This window comes from Methanothermobacter marburgensis str. Marburg (genome assembly GCF_000145295.1).
Classification (GTDB): domain Archaea; phylum Methanobacteriota; class Methanobacteria; order Methanobacteriales; family Methanothermobacteraceae; genus Methanothermobacter; species Methanothermobacter marburgensis.
In genome coordinates, this window is the sequence record NC_014408.1 from 639,006 (window position 1) to 656,784 (window position 17,779).

27 protein-coding genes are annotated in these 17,779 nt (G+C 49.9%); 25 read left to right on the forward strand and 2 right to left on the reverse strand.

Features of this window, described 5'->3' with window-relative positions; translation table 11 throughout:
• The first annotated feature begins 3 nt into the window (after nt 1–3).
• The 24 genes from MTBMA_RS03430 to MTBMA_RS08975 all read left to right on the forward strand — a co-directional run bounded on the left by MTBMA_RS03430 (nt 4) and on the right by MTBMA_RS08975 (nt 15,446).
• Complete coding sequence (locus tag MTBMA_RS03430; RefSeq protein WP_013295516.1) at nt 4–747, forward strand: sugar phosphate isomerase/epimerase family protein; 744 nt, start codon at nt 4–6, stop codon at nt 745–747.
• Between the two features lie 35 nt (nt 748–782).
• Nucleotides 783–1,457, forward strand: a complete 675-nt coding sequence (gene npdG / locus MTBMA_RS03435; RefSeq protein ID WP_013295517.1) for an NADPH-dependent F420 reductase — start codon at nt 783–785, stop codon at nt 1,455–1,457.
• Nucleotides 1,458–1,482: 25 nt separating this feature from the next.
• The gene (gene hxlB / locus MTBMA_RS03440; protein ID WP_013295518.1) at nt 1,483–2,067 is read left to right on the forward strand and encodes a 6-phospho-3-hexuloisomerase; all 585 of its coding nucleotides are present in this window, start codon (nt 1,483–1,485) and stop codon (nt 2,065–2,067) included.
• Nucleotides 2,068–2,192: 125 nt separating this feature from the next.
• Nucleotides 2,193–2,699, forward strand: a complete 507-nt coding sequence (gene endA / locus MTBMA_RS03445; protein WP_013295519.1) for a tRNA-intron lyase — start codon at nt 2,193–2,195, stop codon at nt 2,697–2,699.
• 15 nt (nt 2,700–2,714) lie between these two features.
• Nucleotides 2,715–3,809 carry a tryptophan--tRNA ligase gene (locus tag MTBMA_RS03450; RefSeq protein ID WP_013295520.1) on the forward strand — a complete coding sequence of 365 codons (1,095 nt, stop codon included), beginning with the start codon at nt 2,715–2,717 and terminating at the stop codon, nt 3,807–3,809.
• Nucleotide 3,810: 1 nt separating this feature from the next.
• Nucleotides 3,811–4,443, forward strand: coding sequence for a stage II sporulation protein M (locus tag MTBMA_RS03455; protein WP_013295521.1), 633 nt, complete (start codon nt 3,811–3,813; stop codon nt 4,441–4,443).
• A 65-nt stretch (nt 4,444–4,508) separates the two neighbouring features.
• Nucleotides 4,509–5,711, forward strand: coding sequence for a threonine synthase (gene thrC / locus MTBMA_RS03460; RefSeq protein WP_013295522.1), 1,203 nt, complete (start codon nt 4,509–4,511; stop codon nt 5,709–5,711).
• Between the two features lie 225 nt (nt 5,712–5,936).
• Nucleotides 5,937–6,140, forward strand: coding sequence for a histone HmtB (hmtB, locus tag MTBMA_RS03465; RefSeq protein WP_013295523.1), 204 nt, complete (start codon nt 5,937–5,939; stop codon nt 6,138–6,140).
• 289 nt (nt 6,141–6,429) lie between these two features.
• Complete coding sequence (gene rpl7ae / locus MTBMA_RS03470) at nt 6,430–6,801, forward strand: 50S ribosomal protein L7Ae (RefSeq protein ID WP_013295524.1); 372 nt, start codon at nt 6,430–6,432, stop codon at nt 6,799–6,801.
• A gap of 51 nt (nt 6,802–6,852) precedes the next feature.
• Entirely contained in the window at nt 6,853–7,059 is a 207-nt protein-coding gene (locus MTBMA_RS03475) for a 30S ribosomal protein S28e (RefSeq protein ID WP_013295525.1), read from the forward strand.
• Between the two features lie 18 nt (nt 7,060–7,077).
• The gene (locus tag MTBMA_RS03480) at nt 7,078–7,239 is read left to right on the forward strand and encodes a 50S ribosomal protein L24e (RefSeq protein WP_013295526.1); all 162 of its coding nucleotides are present in this window, start codon (nt 7,078–7,080) and stop codon (nt 7,237–7,239) included.
• Nucleotides 7,236–7,691 (forward strand): nucleoside-diphosphate kinase, encoded by a 456-nt coding sequence (ndk, locus tag MTBMA_RS03485; RefSeq protein WP_013295527.1) that lies wholly within the window; start codon nt 7,236–7,238, stop codon nt 7,689–7,691. Before MTBMA_RS03480 ends, ndk begins: the two co-directional genes overlap by 4 nt.
• Nucleotides 7,692–7,705: 14 nt before the next feature.
• Complete coding sequence (infB, locus tag MTBMA_RS03490) at nt 7,706–9,490, forward strand: translation initiation factor IF-2 (RefSeq protein ID WP_013295528.1); 1,785 nt, start codon at nt 7,706–7,708, stop codon at nt 9,488–9,490.
• Between the two features lie 21 nt (nt 9,491–9,511).
• Nucleotides 9,512–9,892, forward strand: coding sequence for a 30S ribosomal protein S6e (locus MTBMA_RS03495; RefSeq protein ID WP_013295529.1), 381 nt, complete (start codon nt 9,512–9,514; stop codon nt 9,890–9,892).
• A 24-nt stretch (nt 9,893–9,916) separates the two neighbouring features.
• Entirely contained in the window at nt 9,917–11,143 is a 1,227-nt protein-coding gene (gene eif2g / locus MTBMA_RS03500) for a translation initiation factor IF-2 subunit gamma (RefSeq protein ID WP_013295530.1), read from the forward strand.
• A 24-nt stretch (nt 11,144–11,167) separates the two neighbouring features.
• Nucleotides 11,168–11,521 (forward strand): type II toxin-antitoxin system VapC family toxin, encoded by a 354-nt coding sequence (locus tag MTBMA_RS03505; RefSeq protein ID WP_013295531.1) that lies wholly within the window; start codon nt 11,168–11,170, stop codon nt 11,519–11,521.
• Between the two features lie 13 nt (nt 11,522–11,534).
• On the forward strand, nt 11,535–12,065 hold the full coding sequence (locus MTBMA_RS03510) for an inorganic diphosphatase (protein WP_013295532.1): 531 nt from the start codon (nt 11,535–11,537) through the stop codon (nt 12,063–12,065).
• A 29-nt stretch (nt 12,066–12,094) separates the two neighbouring features.
• The gene (gene rpoE / locus MTBMA_RS03515; RefSeq protein WP_171770409.1) at nt 12,095–12,640 is read left to right on the forward strand and encodes a DNA-directed RNA polymerase; all 546 of its coding nucleotides are present in this window, start codon (nt 12,095–12,097) and stop codon (nt 12,638–12,640) included.
• Entirely contained in the window at nt 12,637–12,819 is a 183-nt protein-coding gene (gene spt4, locus MTBMA_RS03520) for a transcription elongation factor subunit Spt4 (protein ID WP_013295534.1), read from the forward strand. The genes rpoE and spt4 overlap by 4 nt, the downstream gene beginning before the upstream one ends.
• Nucleotides 12,819–13,307 (forward strand): GTP-dependent dephospho-CoA kinase family protein, encoded by a 489-nt coding sequence (locus MTBMA_RS03525; RefSeq protein ID WP_013295535.1) that lies wholly within the window; start codon nt 12,819–12,821, stop codon nt 13,305–13,307. The genes spt4 and MTBMA_RS03525 overlap by 1 nt, the downstream gene beginning before the upstream one ends.
• A 1-nt stretch (nt 13,308) precedes the next feature.
• Nucleotides 13,309–13,611, forward strand: coding sequence for a 30S ribosomal protein S24e (locus MTBMA_RS03530; RefSeq protein WP_013295536.1), 303 nt, complete (start codon nt 13,309–13,311; stop codon nt 13,609–13,611).
• Nucleotides 13,612–13,767 carry a 30S ribosomal protein S27ae gene (locus tag MTBMA_RS03535; RefSeq protein ID WP_013295537.1) on the forward strand — a complete coding sequence of 52 codons (156 nt, stop codon included), beginning with the start codon at nt 13,612–13,614 and terminating at the stop codon, nt 13,765–13,767. It begins immediately after the preceding gene.
• A gap of 8 nt (nt 13,768–13,775) precedes the next feature.
• Complete coding sequence (gene argH / locus MTBMA_RS03540; protein WP_013295538.1) at nt 13,776–15,185, forward strand: argininosuccinate lyase; 1,410 nt, start codon at nt 13,776–13,778, stop codon at nt 15,183–15,185.
• Between the two features lie 120 nt (nt 15,186–15,305).
• Entirely contained in the window at nt 15,306–15,446 is a 141-nt protein-coding gene (locus tag MTBMA_RS08975; protein ID WP_171770393.1) for a DUF3096 domain-containing protein, read from the forward strand.
• Here the strand turns inward: MTBMA_RS08975 and MTBMA_RS03545 are convergent.
• Entirely contained in the window at nt 15,439–16,461 is a 1,023-nt protein-coding gene (locus MTBMA_RS03545; protein ID WP_013295540.1) for an ATPase, read from the reverse strand. The two genes, MTBMA_RS08975 and MTBMA_RS03545, sit on opposite strands and share 8 nt — an antisense overlap.
• Nucleotides 16,462–16,651: 190 nt before the next feature.
• On the opposite strand from MTBMA_RS03545, the gene MTBMA_RS03550 reads away from it, so the two are divergent.
• On the forward strand, nt 16,652–17,260 hold the full coding sequence (locus MTBMA_RS03550; protein WP_048175191.1) for an acyltransferase: 609 nt from the start codon (nt 16,652–16,654) through the stop codon (nt 17,258–17,260).
• 60 nt (nt 17,261–17,320) lie between these two features.
• On the opposite strand, the gene MTBMA_RS03555 is transcribed toward MTBMA_RS03550, so the two are convergent.
• Nucleotides 17,321–17,776: a YbhB/YbcL family Raf kinase inhibitor-like protein gene (locus MTBMA_RS03555; protein WP_013295542.1), complete on the reverse strand. Its 456-nt coding sequence runs from the start codon at nt 17,774–17,776 to the stop codon at nt 17,321–17,323.
• Nucleotides 17,777–17,779: the final 3 nt, after the last annotated feature.

Sequence of the window (17,779 nt, forward strand, 5' to 3'; positions counted from 1 at the left end):
TGGATGAGGATAGGTGTCTCAACACTTGCACTCTCCCCGCTTTCACTGGAGGAGATGCTCACCTGGATTGAGGATGCAGGGGCAGATTGCTGTGAGATAATCTACGAGTACCCCCTGGATGACTTGGAGGTGGCTGACTCCTTCAGCCTTGATTTCACGGTGCATGCACCCATCTCGGACATAAACATAGCATCCCTCAACAGGGGGATCAGGGAGGCGTCCATATCTGAGATTAAATCCGCGGTTGACCTTGCAGTTGAACTGGACTCCGAGGTGGTTGTCGTGCACCCGGGCACTGTCCCCTTCCTTGGAAGACCCCACAGGGACCTCATAGTTCAGCATAACCTTGAATCGCTTTCAGTGATATCTGAATATGCAGAGGACAGGGGTACCGGGATCTACCCTGAGAACATGCCCCGCCTTGAGGGTCCCCTTCTAAGGGAACTTGAGGATCTATGGAGGGTTGCAGAGGAACTTGAAATCCAGGTGACACTGGACGCTGCCCACGCAGCAACCATGGGTTACAGTGAAGGGGAGATGGTGTCCCTGAGGGTGGGACACGTCCACCTCTCCGACAACAACGGCGAGGTTGACAGCCACGATGCCCTCGGCGACGGTGCACTGGATTTCAGAGCCATTATTGAAGGTTTAAGGGGGATCGGTTACAGGGGTATTCTCACGGTTGAGGTTAAAACACCCGGTGAGGTTGAGAGGAGTATTGAATTCCTTAGGAAGGTTATTGATTAGTAATCATGTCTGAGAAAGTTAACCATGGTGATATTATGAAGATCGCAGTTCTTGGTGGAACAGGTGACCAGGGCCTTGGACTTGCCCTGAGACTTGCATTAGCAGGAGAAGAAGTAATCATAGGTTCAAGGGACGCTGAAAAAGCTGTCAGTGCAGCTCAGAAGGTCCTTGAAATTGCTGAAAGGGATGACCTCAAGGTTAAGGGCGCCACAAATGCTGAGGCCGCCGAGGAGGCTGAGGTGGCAATCCTGACAGTTCCACTGCAGGCGCAGATGGCCACACTGGGCTCAGTTAAGGAGGCAATTAAGGGCAAGGTGCTCATAGATGCCACAGTCCCCATTGACAGCTGCCTTGGGGGCTCAGCGGTGCGTTACATTGACCTCTGGGATGGCTCAGCTGCCGAAAGGGCTGCAAGGTTCCTTGAGGATCAGGGCACAAGGGTAGCGGCGGCATTCAACAATATAAGCGCATCAGCCCTCCTTGACATAACAGGACCCGTGGACTGTGACTGCCTCATTGCCTCTGACCACAGGGATGCCCTCGATCTCGCATCTGAACTCGCAGAGAAGATAGATGGTGTGAGGGCCATTGACTGCGGTGGCCTTGAAAATGCGAGGGTCATTGAGAAGATAACACCTCTGCTTATAAACCTCAACATCAAAAACAGGATTAGGAATGCGGGTATAAGGATTACGAACCTGCCAGAATGATAGAAATAATATAAAGTTGATTGAAATGGAGATACTCAAAAACACTGTCCATAAGATAACTGAACATGCCATAAACGCCATAGAAAAGGTTGAAGAGTCTGAACTTGAGCAGATGATAACCAGGATAATGGATGCCCGGGCCGTTTTCATTGTGGGCACAGGGAGGTCGGAGCTTGTTGGAAAGGCCTTTGCAATGAGGCTCATGCACCTTGGGTTCACGGTTTACGTTGTGGGAGACGTTACAACACCTGCAATAAGTGATGAGGATTGCCTGATTGCCATTTCAGGGTCAGGTGAAACAAAGACAGTCACACTGGCAGCCACCACATCAAAGTCGGTCGGGGCAACGGTCATCGCGGTAACAGCGACTCCCCAGTCAACGCTGACAGAGCACAGCGACGTTGTAATATGCATACCAAGCAAAACAAAGGAGGCCTGGAAGTACTACACCTCCGGTGTTTTAAGGGGCGACTACGATGACCTCACACCAATGGGCACACTATTTGAGGACAGCACCCACCTCTTCCTGGATGGGCTCATAGCAGAGTTCATGGCCATCCTTGGAAAGAAGGAGAGGGATCTTAAGGAGAGGCATGCCATTATTGAGTAGGTTCTTCTCTGGAGTGGGATCTTAAGGAGGGGCATGACCTTGTCCTGATGGATTCCCTTCCAGGCATGCGTTAATCTCCATAACAGATTATCTGCGCATATTCCATAAATTAGAGGGGTTTATAGATGGAGGGACAGCTGGGAGACGAGGTTGTAACCATAAAACCGGACTCGGATGCAAGGAGGCTGCACGGCAAGAGCCACTACGGTAAACTCTATGAGGACAGGCTGCAGATTTCACTGATTGAGGCAGCGCACCTCATGGAGAGGGGTAAACTCACACTTAAGAAGGACGACGATGAGGTCTCAATGGAGGAATTCATATCACTCCTGGCTGAGAGGGGCCTCTACAGCAAGTACCTGGTCTACAGGGACCTGAGGAACAGGGGTTACATCGTCAAGACAGGCTTCAAGTACGGTGCAGAGTTCAGACTGTATGAGAGGGGAGGGGCCCCGGGCAGGACACACTCAGCATACCTTGTGAGGGTTATATCAGAGAATGACACCATCCATGCCCTGGACTTTTCAAGCTACGTCAGGGTGGCCCATGGGGTAAACAAGAAGCTCCTCCTGGCCTTCCTGGACGATGAGGAGGATGTAACCTACTACCTTGTTGACTGGATAAGACCATAAGTGCAGGTGATATGATTGATAGACCCGTGGGGATCAGCAAACCTTGAATACATGGATCTTATTGAAAAATTCGGTGTAAGGCCATTCAGTGAAGTCCTCGATGATGTACCTGAACCCAGCTGGCTCATGAGGAGGGGCATAGTCTTCGGTCACAGGGACTACGACAGGATACTTGAGGCCATAAGGAGTGGTAGCGACTTTGCAGTGGTAACAGGGATGATGCCAAGCGGCAGAATGCACATAGGCCACAAGATGATCGTGGACCAGCTCAGGTGGTACGATAAACTGGGTGCCGAGATATTCATACCCATAGCCGACATGGAGGCCTACTCTGCAAGGGGCATCGACTTTGAGACCTCAAGGAGGATAGCCATTGAGGAGTACATTGCAGGCTACATTGCACTGGGACTTGACCTCACAAAGGACAACATACACGTCTACCTCCAGTCAGAGAACCTCATGGTGGAGGACCTTGCCTATGTCCTGGCAGGAAAGGTCAACTTCAATGAACTGAGGGCCATATATGGCTTCACAGGATCAACAAGCATGGCCCACATGTACGCACCCATAATACAGGTGGCAGATATACTCCACCCCCAGCTTGAGGAGCTGGGCGGCCCCAGGCCCACCGTTGTCCCTGTGGGCCCGGACCAGGACCCCCACATAAGGCTCACAAGGGACATAGCCGGGAGGTTCAGGGAGAAGTACGGATTCATTCTACCATCATCAACCTATCACAGGTTCATGGGGGGCCTCACCGGAGGTAAAATGTCAAGCAGCAGGCCAAAATCTGCCATATTCCTGAGTGATACCCCAGAGGAGGCTGAGGAGAAGATAAGGAATGCCAAGACCGGTGGAAGGGAGACCCTTAAGGAGCAGAGGGAACTTGGAGGTGTTCCCGAGGACTGCATAATCTATGAGACCCTCCTCTACCACATGTCTGGCTCTGACCCTGAACTTGAGGAGATCTATGAATCCTGCAGAAACGGTACACTTATGTGTGGGGAGTGCAAAAATAATACTGCAGAGTTCATAAGGAAGTTCTTTGAGGAACTTTCCAGGAAAAGAAAGAAGGCCCTTTCCACTGCGGGGAGGGTGCTTGAGGGGTAAAATGAAGAAGGAAAAGTATGAGGGGACACTGGCTTACCTTATGAGGAGCAATGAGACCTTCCTTCTGGCCTCAACCTTCCTGTTCCTCATATCCCTTTTTGCAGGATACGCTTTCTCAGGGGCCATCGAGCCGCTACTGAAGCCAATGATGGACGAATTCAGAAGGAGCATAGCGGAGGGTGATCTGAAACTCTCAACAGCATCGATATTCTTTCACAATCTCCAGGCCGCCCTGCTCATCTACGGGGGAGGACTGCTTCTGGGGGTTTTCACGGCACTGTTCCTTATAATAAACGGTCTTTTTATAGGGTTCTTTGCTTCACAGGCCCCACTGGGGGACTTCATAATCCTGACGGCCCCCCATGGAATATTTGAGATCCCAGGGCTCATAATTGCCGGGGCGGCTGGTTTCAGACTTGCAAGTTTCACCTACCACTTCTTCAGTGATCTATTCACCGAGGCATGGTACGGGTCCTTCATGGAAAGGCTGGCTCATTTCTTTGAGAGGAACCAGGATGAGCTTCAGGAGTCACTAATGCTCCTTGGTATAGGGGTTCTATTCCTTGTGGTGGCGGCATTCGTTGAGGCGAACCTGACACTGGGAATCTACAACTACATAAAGACATCAATATAGGTGGTGTCCAGGGAAAGGACACCCACAATTTATTCTGATTAATACATTCAATGGATGGTGACTATGTGATAAGGTGCATATCATGCGGTAAGGAGTATGAACTAAACGAGATCATATACACCTGCAGTGAATGCGGGTCAGTGCTGGAGGTTGAATGTGAAGTCGAGGTTTCAAGGGACACATTCAGCTGCAGAAGGCAGAACATGTGGAAGTACAGGGAGTTCATGCCTGTGGACCCCTCAAAGATAGTGAGCCTCGATGAGGGTGGAACACCCTTTGTGAGGTGCGATAACATTGGCAGGAAACTCGGCATTGAACTATACGTGAAGGTGGAGGGCTCCAACCCCACAGGTAGCTTCAAGGACAGGGGTATGAGTGTCGGTATCACAAAGGCAGTTGAACTGGGCGTTGATACGGTGGGCTGTGCCTCAACCGGCAATACCTCCGCTTCCCTGGCAGCCTACGCAGCAAGGGCTGGTCTCGGTTGCGTGGTGCTCCTCCCTTCAGGTAAGGTTGCCCTTGGCAAACTTGCACAGGCAATGTTCCATGGTGCCCAGGTTTTATCTGTCAGGGGAAACTTCGATGAGGCCCTTGAGGCGGTAACGGAACTTGCCCTCATGGGGGAGCTCTACCTCCTCAACTCGGTTAACCCCTTCAGGCTTGAGGGGCAGAAGACCATAGGCTTTGAGATAGTGGATGACCTTGGCTGGGAGTCCCCGGACCGCATCATCCTCCCGGTTGGTAACGCAGGGAACATATCAGCCATATGGAAGGGTATCTCAGAGTTCCACAGGGCAGGGTTCATTGATGAGAGGCCAATGATGACGGGTATACAGGCAGAGGGTGCTGCACCTGTGGTTGAGGCTTTCAGGAAGGGTAAGATGGAGATTGACCCTGTTAAGAACCCTGAGACGGTTGCAACCGCCATAAGGATCGGGGCGCCTGTGAGTTACCTCAAGGCACTGAGGGCCATCTATGAGTCAGATGGATATGCCGAGACAGTGACCGATGAGGAGATACTATCTGCCCAGAAACTCCTTGCCAGGAGGGAGGGTATAGGTGTTGAACCGGCGTCTGCAGCATCCATAGCAGGCCTCCTGAAACTGGTGGATGAGGGTGTCATTGACAGGGGTGAACGGGTGGTCTGCGTTGTAACAGGTCACGTACTTAAGGATCCTGACACCGCCATAAGGGCTTCAACAGAACCAGTTGAGGTCGAACCCGATATAGACCAGCTAAGGTCCGTTATAAGGAGAAAGAGGACCTAATAAACATTTAAATTTTTCATGAATATTTTTTCTGTTTTAAGTTTTTCTATTTTTCATTAGGACACTCTGAGGTTAATCTCTCACCCTCCAGCCACTTGTGAATATACTGATTCTGTTTAGGTGCCACATGAACCAATCAATGAGCCAGAGAGACCTCCAGATTAGCGATATATTTATATAGGATAATATGGATAGATTATAGTACATAAAATGAGGTGGTTAATTATGGAATTGCCAATAGCTCCAATTGGAAGAATAATAAAGAATGCCGGTGCAGAGAGGGTAAGTGATGATGCAAGGGAAGCCCTTGCAAAAGTCCTTGAAGCCAAAGGTGAAGAGATAGCCCTAAACGCAGTTAAACTTGCAAAACATGCTGGAAGAAAAACTGTTAAGGCTTCTGACATTGAACTGGCAGCTAAGAGGATGTAATTCTCACATACATCCATCATTCATTCCCTTTTTGCCTGCGGCAAAACTTTATATGTGATGAACCCACAATTTTATTTAATCCTTGTTTTCCTGGGTGTCTAACTGGATTATCCGGGATTAATCTAAGTACGATTTCTGATGAAAATCTGTATCCAGCAAGTTTTATATACAGAGAACATATAAAGGGTACTACCCACCTCATGTTAATCCATAACTTGGATTAGTTGTCCAGATTGGTGTAATTACCGATGGATGGTAGAAAAACCAGATGAAAAAGGAGGTAAATAACATGGCAAAGGCAATCTATGTGAAATTTGATGTACCAAAGGAACTGGCTGACAAGGCCGCAGAGGCACTTGAAATAGCCAGGGAAACAGGTAAGATATCAAAGGGTACAAACGAGGTTACCAAGGCAGTTGAAAGGGGAGTCGCACAGCTCGTACTTGTAGCTGAGGATGTTGAACCAGCCGAAATCGTGGCTCACCTCCCACTCCTTGCAGAGGAAAAGGAAATACCATACATATACCTTCCAACCAAGGATGAACTGGGTGCAGCCGCAGGTCTCAACGTCGGCACAGCATCAGCAGCCATAGTTGAAGCCGGCGACGCCGAGGACCTCATAAACGAAATAATAGAAAAGGTTGAAGAACTTAAAAAATAGATGAAAGGCAGAAAAAGCCTTTCACCTTCAATTTAATATAAAGGTGGTTTAATGGAGGAAGCAACTCCAGCAGAGGTTATTGAGGTTCTCAAGAGAACCGGAATGACTGGAGAGGTAATGCAGGTCAAGTGCAGAATCCTTGATGGAAGAGATAAGGGAAGGATACTCACAAGGAACGTCATGGGTCCAATAAGGGAAGGCGATATCCTGATGCTTCTTGACACAATCAGAGAGGCAAAGGAAATCAGGACCCCCTGATCAGGCAGGTGTTTGTAAATGAGAGTCTGTTCATTCTGCCATGAAGAAATAGAGCCAGGTACAGGAAAGATGTACGTTAAGAAGGACGGCACAATCTATTTCTTCTGCAGCAGCAAATGCGAGAAAAACATGATCAAGCTGGGAAGGGTTCCAAGAAAAGTTAAATGGGTTAAAAAATGATGGAAAAAAGCTTTGTAATGCTAAAACCTGACGCAGTAAAGAGGCGCCTCGCAGGAAGGATAATCTCCCGCTTCGAGGATAAGGGACTCAAGATAGTCGCTGCCAAGATGCTCCAGATCCCGGAAGACCTTGCAATGGAACACTACCAGGAACACAGGGAAAAACCATTCTTTGGGGACCTTGTGGACTACATAACATCAGCACCAGTCCTTGCAATGGTCATAGAGGGTAAGGACTGCATCTCCATCATAAGGAAGATGGTGGGCGCAACAAACCCTGCAGAGGCAGAACTTGGAACAATCAGGGGAGACTTCGCCCTTGAAACAGGTAGAAACATAATCCATGCCTCAGATTCTCCAGAATCAGCTGAGAGGGAGATTAAACTTTTCTTTAAGGAATCAGAAATTTGCAGCTACGAGATGCCTGACAGGGAAATGGTATACGAGGAATGAACGCGGAGATTTCAATGAAGATCAGATCACCCATAGTTTCAGTACTCGGACATGTGGATCACGGGAAAACCACCCTCCTTGACCATATAAGGGGCAGTGCAGTTGCCGCAAGGGAGGCGGGCGGTATAACCCAGCACATAGGGGCCACAGAGATACCCATGGATGTCATTGAAAACATATGCGGAGATTTCCTTAAAAAATTCTCAATCAGGGAGACGCTGCCAGGACTCTTCTTCATAGATACCCCTGGCCATGAAGCGTTCACAACCCTCCGTAAACGTGGAGGGGCCCTTGCAGACCTTGCAATACTCATCGTTGATATGAATGAGGGATTCAAGCCCCAGACACAGGAGGCCCTCAATATCCTGAAGATGTACAGGACACCATTCGTGGTGGCTGCAAACAAGATAGACAAGATCCACGGCTGGAGGGCCCATGAGGGCCGACCCTTCATGGAGACCTTCAGCAAACAGGACATTCAGGTCCAGCAGAAACTGGACACAAAGGTCTATGAACTTGTGGGGAAACTCCACGAGGAGGGCTTCGAATCAGAGAGGTTCGACAGGGTAACCAACTTCGCCTCACAGGTCAGCATAATACCCATAAGTGCGGTTACCGGAGAGGGAATACCTGAACTCCTCACCATGCTCATGGGACTTGCGCAGCAGTACCTCAGGGAACAGCTGAAGATTGAGGAGGATTCCCCTGCCAGGGGGACCATCCTTGAGGTTAAGGAGGAGACAGGTCTCGGGATGACCATTGACGCTGTTATCTATGACGGCATACTCCGTAAGAACGACACCATCGCAATGATGACATCAACGGATGTCATATCCACCAGGATAAGGTCACTTCTCAAACCCAGACCCCTCGAGGAGATGAGGGAGTCCAGGAAGAGGTTCCAGAAGGTGGACGAGGTGGTGGCTGCTGCGGGTATAAAGATCGTGGCACCTGACATCGACGATGTAATGGCGGGCTCACCCCTCCGTGTGGTGACGGATCCAGAGAAGGTCAGAGAAGAGATACTCAGTGAAATAGAGGACATCAAGATAGACACCGACGAGGCGGGTGTGGTTGTAAAGGCCGATACCCTGGGGTCCCTTGAAGCAGTGGTGAAGATACTGAGGGACATGGATGTCCCCATCAAGGTGGCTGACATTGGGGACGTTTCAAGGAGGGACGTTGTGAATGCAGGAATATCCCTCCAGGAGGACAGGGTCTACGGGGCCATAATAGCCTTCAACGTGAAGGTGATCCCATCAGCGGCCCAGGAACTCAAGAACTCAGACATCAAACTCTTCCAGGGAAACGTCATCTACAGGCTCATGGAAGAATATGAGGAATGGGTCAGGGCCATTGAGGAAGAGAAGAAGAAAAAGTGGATGGATGCGATTATAAAACCTGCAAGCATAAGGCTCATCCCGAAACTTGTCTTCAGGCAGAGCAAACCGGCAATTGGGGGTGTTGAGGTCCTTGCAGGTGTCATAAAGCAGGATTACCCCCTCATGAACGAGGAAGGAGAAACGGTGGGTACCGTTGAAAGCATGCAGGATAAGGGTAAAAACCTCAAATCAGCATCACGCGGCCAGAAGGTTGCAATGGCAATCAAGGACGCCGTTTACGGGAAGACAATCAATGAGGGCGACACGCTCTACGTTGACATACCCGAGAACCACTACAGGATACTTGTGGATGAACTTTCAGGGGATCTCACAGAGGAAGAACTTGATCTTCTGGAGAGGATAGCTGAGATCAAGCGGAAGAAGAATCCTGACTGGGGAATGAAGGCACCATTTTAATTGAAGAAAGGAGGAGATATATTGGCATTTAAGGTTGTGATTTCAGACAAGGAGAAGAGTGTCCAGATGGAGGTAGAACCATCAGAATCAAAGGCCCTCATTGGCCTCACAATAGGGGACGAATTCGATGGTTCACTAATAGGCCTCAAAGGATACAAACTGAAAATCACAGGTGGAAGCGATAAGAACGGTTTCCCTATGAAGAAGACAGTACCAGGTGCAAGGAGAGTTAGAAGCCTTGTATCAGGTGGCGTGGGATACAAACCTGCACGTAAGGGTGAAAGGAGAAGGAAAACATTCAGGGGAAACACGGTATCAGAGGACATAGTACAGATAAACACCGTGGTCATCGAAAAGGGTGAGAAGCCACTTGAAGAGCTCCTTGGCGCCGATGAGGAATAATAAAAGATTTTATAGGTGTAATCCGTGAAAAATCAATCTGAAATAAACATTGGTCTTGTGGGGCACGTGGACCATGGTAAAACAACCCTTACAAAGGCCCTTTCAGGTGTCTGGACAGACACCCACAGTGAGGAAACCAAGAGGGGCATATCAATCCGTCTGGGCTACGCTGACATAACCTTCAGGAAGTGCCCCCAGTGTGAAGCCCCCATGTGCTACACAACTGCAGAGATCTGTGAGAGGTGCGGCACAGAGACAGAGCTTCTGAGAAAGGTATCCTTTGTGGATGCACCGGGACATGAAACACTCATGGCAACCATGCTCTCTGGAGCCGCCCTCATGGACGGCGCCATACTGGTAATAGCCGCCAATGAGCCATGCCCCCAGCCCCAGACAAAGGAGCACCTCATGGCCCTGGATGTGATAGGGGTTAAGGATGTTATCGTTGTCCAGAACAAGATAGACATAGTCTCCAGGGAAAGGGCCCTTGAGAGTTACAGGGAGATCAAGGAATTCGTGAAGGGTACATGTGCCGAGGATGCACCTATAATACCTGTATCTGCACAGCAGGGCGCCAACATTGACATTCTCATTGAGACAATTGAGGAGAAAATCAAAACACCCGAAAGGGATGTTGATAAGCCTGCCAGGATGTGCGTGGCCAGGTCCTTTGATATAAACAAGCCAGGGGTTGACCCTGAACACCTTGCAGGTGGGGTTATAGGTGGCTCACTTGTCCAGGGCAAATTCAGGGTCGGGGATGAGATAGAGATAAAACCCGGCATACAGGTTAAAAAGGACGGTAAACAGTCCTGGATGAGCCTCCACTCCACCATCACAGGCCTTGTGGCAGGGGGAGAGGAGATGGACGAGGTTGGTCCCGGGGGTCTTGTGGGTGTCGGAACCCTCCTTGACCCCTCACTGACCAAGGCAGACTCACTTTCAGGTTCAGTGGCCGGTGAACCCGGCACCCTGCCACCTGTGAGGCACTCCTTCACAATGGAGACCCACCTCCTTGAGAGGGTCGTGGGTACCAAGGAGGAGACCAAGGTGGAGCCCATAAAGACAGGGGAGCCCCTGATGATAAACGTGGGTACCACAACCACCGTGGGTGTTGTTAAATCAGCGAGGGCTGATGACGCTGATGTCGTCCTGAAACTACCCGCCTGCGCAGAGGAGGGTCAGAGGATAGCCCTATCAAGAAGGGTTGGAGCAAGATGGAGGCTGATAGGATATGGTATCATCAAATAGGGTGGTTATAGACACCAATTTTTTATGATACCCCACCAGTTCAGGGTCGACATAGTATCTGAGCTCCGGAGACTCTTCCCGACCCATGAGCTCCTTGTCCCATCCTTTGTGATAGGGGAACTTGAGGGTATAAGGAGGCATTCAGGTGGTGATGCAAGGATAGCCGCCTCCATTGGCCTTGCCCTTGCACGAAGGCCACCATTCAGGGTGGTTGATGAGAAACTCCTTGAGGGCGAATCTGTTGACGATGCGCTTCTCAGGATCTCAGACGTGCTCTGCACCGCTGACCGGGAGCTCAGGGAAAGGGCGAGGTCACAGGGCATACCCGTCGTCTACCTGAGGCAGAAAAAATATCTTGCAGTTGATGGGCATATATAATAGGAGGTTTTTTATGAATCTGTGGAAGGATATTGAACCTGGACCATCAGTACCAGAGGTAGTATATGCAGTTGTTGAAATACCCAGGGGTTCAAGGAACAAGTATGAATACCACAAGGACCTCGAGGCATTCGCACTTGACAGGGTGCTCTACTCACCGGTATTCTACCCTGCAGAGTACGGTATAATACCCCGGACTCTCTACGATGACGGCGACCCCATGGACATCATGGTACTCATGGATGAACCAACGTTCCCTGGATGCATCATAGAGTCAAGGCCCATAGGCCTTCTCAGGATGATAGATGGTGGGGACCAGGACGACAAGATTCTGGCGGTGCCCGTGGAGGACCCCCACTACAGTGATGTTAATGATATATCAGACATACCCCAACACATCCTGAAGGAGATAGCACACTTCTTCCAGGTTTACAAGAACCTTGAAGGTAAGGAGACAGAGATAATCGGATGGGAGGGCGCCGAAAAGGCACTTGAAGCCGTAAACCACTCCATAGAACTCTACAGAGAGAAATGTATGGAGTAATCTTTTAATGGGGGATCCCATTGTATTATATAACAAAAATTGTTGATACAGTCAGAATACCTCCAGACCGCTTTGAGGAGCCACTGGAGGAGGTTGCCATAGAGGTTCTCAACGAAACCTACGTTGGAAGGATGGACAGGAACCTCGGCCAGATGATAACTGTAAAGGAAATAGAGGACATAGGAATCGGAAAGGTCATAATGGGTGACGGCGCTGCCTACCATGAGGTGACATTCACAGCCCTCTTCTTCAAACCAGAACTCCATGAGATCGTTGAGGGCGAGGTAATAGAGATTGCAGAGTTCGGAGCATTCGTGCGCATTGGACCGGTGGACGGTCTTGTGCACGTTTCACAGGTAACGGACGATTACATAACCTATGATGCCAAGAAGGGCTCCCTCACAGGTAAGGAGACAGGTAAACGCCTGGATGAGGGCGACCTTGTAAGGGCAAGGATAGTCGCCCTGAGCCTCAAGGGCCGAAGAGAGGGCGTGAAGGTTGGGCTCACCATGAGGCAGCCCGGTCTTGGTAAATTCGAATGGATTGAAGAAGAGAAGAGGAAGAGTAAAAAATGACTGAGAAGGCATGCACAAGGTGTAAGAGAATCACCAGCGACGAACGCTGCCCGGTCTGCAATGTTCCAGCATCCACCAACTGGAGCGGACTGCTCATAATCATAGATCCAGAGAAATCAGACATAGCCAGGGAACTGGATATAAAACTTCCTGGTGAATACGCACTGAGGGTCAGATAGTGTACATTCTACCGGAAAAACTCAGGGCAGAGCTCAAGAAACCCCTTGGGGAGCTCCACGAATCCTTCAGAGACATTGATGTGGGGGATTCGTTTCTCATAACGGTTGGTGATGTTACAACACGCAATGCACTGGAGCATGGCCTCAAGCCGGACGTCAGCATAATAGATAACAGGATCCAGAGAATGGATTCTGACCATGAATTCAATGACACAGCAACCATTATCAGATCCACAAACCCGCCAGGCACCATAACAGAGGACCTCTGGAACTCCATCAAAAAGGCCATAGATGGGGCCAGAGCCGGTGAACGCTTCATGATAGTCGTTGATGGAGAGGAGGACCTGGCTGTTTTACCATCAATCTTAATGGCCCCGGCAGACACCGTCATCCTTTATGGACAGCCAAATGAGGGTGTTGTGCTGGTGAGGGCCATCGAAACACGGAAAAGAGCTGAAGAACTCATAAAAAACTTTGAGGAGGCATAGAATGGAGATCAGAATAATCGAGGAAAAGGAAAACCCACTCTTAAACAGAAAGGAGATAAGGTTCGAATGCTTATATGAGGGTGAATCAACACCAAAGGTCCTTGATGTTAAGAACAAACTCGTAGCAATGCTCGACGCCGATAAGGACCTCCTTGTGGTCGACAAGATCGACCAGGGATTCGGCGAGCCAAGGGCCTCAGGATACGCCAAGATATATGATTCAATGGATAAACTCACCGAGATAGAACCTGAACACGTCATAAAGAAGAACACAGAGGCACAAGAGGAAGAGGAGGAAGAATAGATGAAGAAGTTCGAACTCTACGAGGTAAAGGGGGATAAACTCGTAAGGAAGAACCCCTTCTGTGTGAGATGCTCAAACGGTGTCTTCATGGCTGACCATGGGGACAGATACGCCTGCGGTAAGTGCGGATACACCGAATGGAAAAACAGGGAATAGGTGGAAACTTGAACCTGAGGGCTGGCAGATTAAAGAGGGGTATGGAGGATGAGGCAGCGGAGTTTACCTCATCCCTCACATTCGACCACCACATATTCGAGGCGGATGTTGACTGTAACATTGCACACACAACGATGCTGGCCCATGAGGGTATAATACCGGAGGAAGTGGCAGATAAGATCATAGAAGCCCTTGAAACCCTCAGGGAGGAGGGTGTCGAGGCCCTTGACATGGACCCGTCGGTGGAGGATATCCACATGGCTGTTGAGAACTACGTGACAGCCAGGATAGGTGAGGAAGCCGGGTTCATGCACACAGGTAAATCCAGGAACGACCAGGTTGCAACTGACCTTCGCCTGGCCCTGAGGGAGAAGATAAAATTAATCAGCCACGAACTCCTTGATTTTATTGATAGGATAGCTGAAATGGCACTTGAGCACACAGGGACTGTCATGGTTGGCTACACCCACCTCCAGCATGCCCAGCCAACAACCCTTGCCCACCACCTCATGGCCTATGCCCACTCCCTGAAAAGGGACTATGAGAGGCTCCAGGACACCCTGAAGAGGATTGACATCAACCCGCTGGGTTCCGCGGCCATGACAACCACAACATTCCCGATAAACAGGGAACTCACAACGGAACTTCTGGGTTTCTCTGATTACATGAGGAACTCCATGGACGCGGTGAGTGCAAGGGACTTCATAGCAGAGGCAATATTTGACCTCTCAGTGCTGGCGGTGAACCTCAGCAGGATCTCAGAGGAGATGATACTCTGGAGCACCTACGAGTTTGGCATGATAGAGATCCCTGATGAATTCTCATCAACATCATCGATAATGCCCCAGAAGAAGAACCCTGACGTTGCCGAGATAGCCAGGGCAAAGACCTCCACGGTTCAGGGGGCACTCTTCTCTGTACTTGGAATCATGAAGGCCCTCCCCTACACCTACAACAGGGACCTCCAGGAGATCACACCCCACCTCTGGAGGGCCACCGACACTGCACTGTCAATGATCCGTGTCGTGAGGGGGATGCTCCTGGGCATCAGGGTTAACCGGGACAGGGCACTTGAACTTGCAGGGGCCAACTTTGCAACCGCAACAGACCTTGCAGATATCCTTGTCAGGGAGCGCGGCATACCCTTCAGGGTGGCCCACAGAATAGTTGGAAGGCTGGTCACAAGGGCCATTGCCGATGGACTCGGGCCCTCTGACATAGATTCAGAGTACCTTGATGAGGTGAGCCTCGAGGTCACCGGGAAGAGACTTGAACTTGACCAGGAACTTGTGAGGAGGGCCCTTGATCCACTTGAGAATGTCAGGATGAGGATGGTTCCAGGTGGACCGGCACCTGAGATGGTCAGGGCGGCCATTGATGATATCAGGGCCTTTGTGGAGTCTGAGAGGACAACCTAAGGGTTATTTTTTTCCAGTGGCCAGAAATTTTATATATTGAAGTCTTAGAGGGGTTTTTAAGGGTTATTTTTTCTCACTGAGCAGAAATTTTATATATCATTTTTGACATATAATTATTACATGAAATCTGAAACTGAAACAAGGGTTGTTGGACTTCTGGCGGTACTCATCGGTATACTGATGATAATATACCCTCAGCTTGTCGGGTATCTGGTTGGTGTGTTCCTCATAGCCTACGGTCTTCTCAAGATATTCAGTTAGTTCTCCGGGATCCGCAAATACTCCATACGAGTTCCAGGGCCTCTCCGGGTTCAAGAGCACCGGCACGGGTCTCTCTGAGGACCCTCTGGATTGAATAGCGCCTCATATGTGGATATCTACGATGGACCTCCCCCAGAAGGGGACAGCCGAACCCTGAAGTGGCCCTGAGACCATAGGTGGATACAGCAGACTTCAGCTCCTGCTTTGAGGCTGCAAAGAGTGCCGGCAGATTGACCCGGAGGATATCATCGCGCATCTGGAGGGAACCGTATCCTGTTGAGAGGAGATCGCCGAATATCACAGTATCAATTCCCTCATTCTTTATTTTCTCCATGATGACTTCCTCAATCATGGATGAGCACCTGCCGCAGGGATGGAACCTCCCCTCGAGTGCATCCCTCTGAAATTCACTGAAGTCCATGCTGAGGTACTCGTGCCTCACCCCTAGGGATGCTGTGAGTTCATCCACCACCCTCCTGACGTGCCCAGGGAGTACGATGGTGCCGGGGTCAGCAGTGAATGCCACGGGGTTTAAACCAAGATTAACGGCCGCTATGAGTGAAAATGAACTGTCAGTACCCCCTGATAGTGCCACAGCAGTGTCGAGCTCTTTGATAGGGTGCTGGGGTGCACTGTCACTTTCTGTGAGAAAGTCAAGTCCCGCCGGGTATTCAAGGCGTTTCCTCAGGGGTTCCTCAAGCAGGGAGAGCACCCTGAAGGATCCCCTGAGTTCAGCCAGTCGCTCAAGTGCAAATTTAACCCGTTCCCTCCTCATGATGAGGTCAATCTCGGATTCAACGTGGATCCTCATGATACCAAGTCTCTCCCGTAGCCTGCCCACAACCCATCCACCCTTCCCTATTATGATGGACTTATCTGAACGGTCAGGTGCGACTATGAGGAGCTCGTCCCTTTCCCCATTGAATATGGCCTCGGCTATCCGCACCTCTGTATTCTCATGGCCTATCTCGGATCTCACTTCCCTTATGAGAACCGCAAGTTCATCTGCATCCATAGAATCCTTCCTGGAATTATTCACCTGAATTGAAGTACCTTTTTTATGGTCTGATTAAATGATGGATGATCTGCATGAAGTAAAGTATATTATAGATACGGTCAATATTTAATATAAAGAGTGGATTTGGATTTCATTTCCAGGCAGTACCTGAACTTTAATAAAACCGTGTTGGGGGATGCATAGGCAAATGCCAAACATTAAAAGCCTTCTTTTCGGTGATCAGGAAGAAGAATGGGGTTATAAAAGGGAAAGTGAGAATATAATAGTGGGGTATGGCTACAAGAAGTTCAGTAAACCCCCTGTTATAGGTAAAAACCCCCTTCTGCGCTCAAACACCGTGATATACAATGATGTTACCATAGGTGATAACCTTAGAACCGGCCACAACGTTCTCATAAGGGAGAAGACGACCATAGGTGATGATGTACTCATAGGTACAAACACGGTCATTGAGGGCCACTCAAAGATAGGGAGCAATGTCAGCATCCAGTCAAATGTGTATCTGCCCAAGAACAGTTACATAGAGGACAATGTCTTCATAGGACCCTGTGCCTGCTTCACCAACGACCGCTACCCCATAAGGGTCAAGTACAAACTGAGGGGTCCCATTATAAGGCAGGGGGCATCCATAGGCGCAAACTCCACCTTCCTCTCCAGGATCGAGGTGGGTGAGGGTGCAATGGTGGCAGCAGGGGCGGTTGTAACAAGGAACGTGCCTCCATGGTCACTGGCAATAGGTGCACCTGCCCGTATAAAGGCGCTTCCTGCCAAGCTTAGGGTTCCCAACAATATTTAGTTGATTTTTCTGTATTAGTTAGATTTTCCAGTCTGCAGTGACCTCTACTGATTGAATGAGCTATTCTCTTCTGTAGAGTCCCACTATCCTTGCCTCAGCCAGTACATGACCCTCCATTGCCTCGAGGACGTCCTCCTTGCCTGCACCGGGTTCAAGGTCCAGCATGGTGTCAAGGGCATAGAGCCTGAAGAAGTACCTGTGCACACCGGATGGGGGGCAGGGGCCCCTGTAGCCTATGGTTCCAGAGTCGTTGTAGCCCTGGACTGACCCATCAGGTAGCCTCCCCATCCCTGGAACATTTTCATCGAGGCCCCCTGAGGTGGGGGGTATGTTGAATATCACCCAGTGGGTCCACACCTTTGAGGGTGCATCGGGGTCGTCACATATGAGTGCAAGGGACCGGGTCTCTGGAGGGACGCCATCCCATTCTAGGGGTGGCGATATGTTTTCACCATCACACGTGTACCTTGAGGGTATTCTTCCGCCATCATTGAATGCACGGGTCTTGAGGTTCATGGT